Raw genomic sequence first — 2,868 nt, forward strand, 5'->3', positions numbered from 1 at the left:
AGCAATGATGCAGTTGGAGAAAGTGTTTCTTTAGTTACCAAGACCTTCGATGCGTCGGTAAGTAATAATTGCCTGTTATTTTTTGATCATTATTTCGTTGGTGGAAGCGGCGCAACTGGCGCGGTAGAAGTTTACAACGGATCGTCTTGGGTATTGCTCGATACTTACTCGGCAACAACTGCTAATCCTGAAAATAAACTCTACAATATTTCGGCTTTGGCCGGAGGCATCACCAATGCCAAAGTACGTTTTATCTGGAATACACCAGGTTCGGGAGCATTTTGGGCAATCGATAACGTACGGGTGTATTCGCCACAAAGCCGCGATGCCGGTTTGAATGCATTTACCAATCCGGTACCGCCCTTTCCGCAAGGAACCTACCCAATTCGGGTTTCATTAACCAATTTTGGTATCAATACCTTAACAAGTGCCACCATCAAATGGACTGTAAATGGTGTATCTCAACCCGATGTAAACTGGACCGGCTCCTTGCCTTTTGGCCAAACCTTGCCTAACGTATTGCTTGGAAATTCTACATTTCAGGCCGGAGTACTTAAAAACGTAAATGCGTGGATTACCACAGTAAACAGTGCGAGCGACTTAAACTCGCAGAACGATACCACAAAGGCAACCTTGGTAGCTTCGCTTTGTGGAACGTATACTATAGGCGGGACGAGTCCTGATTTTGCGAACTTTACAGAAGCGGCATTTGCATTAAATCAAGCCGGCGTTGCATGCCCAGTAATCTTCAAAGTGCGCGACGGCAGCTACAACGAGCAGATTAAATTGTTCCAGGTATTGGGCTCTTCGGCCACCAATTTCATTCGCTTTGAAGGCGAGAGTGGCGACAGTTCGCTAGCAGAATTACATTATCAAGAAAACAATCCAAGCAACGATTTTACCTTATCTCTAACAGGAACAGACTACATCACCTTCCGCGATTTGGGTATTCGCCGTTCAAACGGTTCGGGTAACCTATTTATCCAGAATAACGCACACCACGTAACGGTGGAAAATTGCTGGTTGGGTCATGTTGTTTCTCCCAATTCGAGCTGTGATTCCATGCTAACATTTCGGAACAACCAAATGCAAGACTACAACCTTACATTATCGAACTCAACTAGGGCAAAAGGAATAGTAATAGAAAACAATGAAGCCGGCAGCATTATTATCAATAATAGCAGTGATGTTAATATTGATAATAATAATTTTGGGTATTTATCACTCAGTAACTCTGACATTTGTGAGATTAAAAATAATTCGGGATGGACATGGGCTAATGATTCTTTTGCATATAGAATAACTATCAATAATTGTAGAGAAATATTATCGCGCGACAATTTGTTTTACGTTCATGAGACAAATGAGGACACCTTATTGGATGTTTATTCCAATCGTACACCTGTATATGGGGATGACTGGGGTTTTATTTCGCGAGATTGTAGGAAAATGAAGATACATAACAATGAGATTTATAATAGCTATGGCATCTACAACTTGAGGGGAGATAGTATAGAGGTAAAAAGAAATTATACCAAGAATTCATTTTTAGATCGAGGGTATGGATTGTATTTTGAAGGTATTGGGAATAGTTTGGTAGTTGATAGCAATGATGTCAATGATCCCAAGGAATTTGGAATCGTATGCAGGCCATATGGTTCTGTTACATGGAAAGTTAGAGAGAATATAATTAAGGGCGCGGGTGATAACGGTGTATTGATTGAATGGGGCTCCGGGGGAGAATATATTGATAACAGGATCCTTGGGATGAGATATGGGACTGGATTTGTTATAAATAATGCAAATGTATTAGTAGCAAATAATTATGTTCAATCAACAGGACTGGGAATTGCAAAAGGTATTAGTTTAAGATCAGGTGCAAGTGGTTCTCGCATCGTATTCAACTCCGTAAACATTACAGGTACCGATGTCGAAAATGGTGTAGCACTCGAAGTGTTGGGTGGAAACAACTACGTGGTAAAAAACAACATCTTCGCCAATAATGGCGGTGGGTATGCCATGTACGCTTCAAGTTCTGTATCAGACTTCGACTTGAATTACAACGATTACTTCAGCAGCGCAAAGAAAACAGCGTATTATCAGGGAACCTTATACTCAACAATTGCAGCATTTGCATCAGCAAGCGGCAAGGAGGCCAATGCCCGTTCGGTAAATCCGTTCTATGTATCGGCAATTAATTTACGTCCAAACCATACCTTACTCAATGGAACCGGATTAAACTATGCCGAGGTAACAAAGGATATTACCGGCGCTTTGCGTGGCGGCAATCCCGATATCGGTGCCACCGAATTCGGCTTATGCGCTAACGATGCCGGTGTGAACGAATTTACTGCATTGAGCAATCCGCTACCAGCCGGAGTAAATGCCGTGAAAGTAATTTTACAAAACCAGGGCAGCAATACGCTCAATAGCACCACCATTCGTTGGTCTGTAAATGGCGTAGAGCAGGCTCCGTTTGCATGGAGCGGTGCATTGGGAGTGCAGCAAAATGCACAAGTCACAATCGGAACCTTTAACTTCCCTGCCGGCAGCAGTTTCGATTTGAAGGCTTGGACTGTTGGTGCCAATGGAACAAACGATTGCAATGCGTATAATGACACATCGCGTTTAGACGATTTGGGAACGCCACTATGCGGAACGTATACCATCGGCGGTGTAAGCCCCGATTTTGCATCCTTTACCGATGCAGCCGTAGCACTCAATGCAGCCGGTATTATTTGCCCAGTAATCTTCAAAGTGCGCGACGGCAGCTACAACGAGCAGATTAAATTGTTCCAGGTATTGGGCTCTTCGGCCACCAATTTCATTCGCTTTGAAGGCGAGAGTGGCGACAGTTCGCTAGCAGAA

General features: G+C 43.2%; 1 protein-coding gene. It reads left to right on the forward strand.

Features of this window, described 5'->3' with window-relative positions:
• The coding region (locus tag ACK5ON_RS02980; protein WP_409819734.1) for a right-handed parallel beta-helix repeat-containing protein at window positions 1-2,868 on the forward strand (2,868 nt) is incomplete at both ends.

The organism is Flavobacterium sp. (genome assembly GCF_046317795.1).
Taxonomy (GTDB): domain Bacteria; phylum Bacteroidota; class Bacteroidia; order Flavobacteriales; family Flavobacteriaceae; genus Flavobacterium.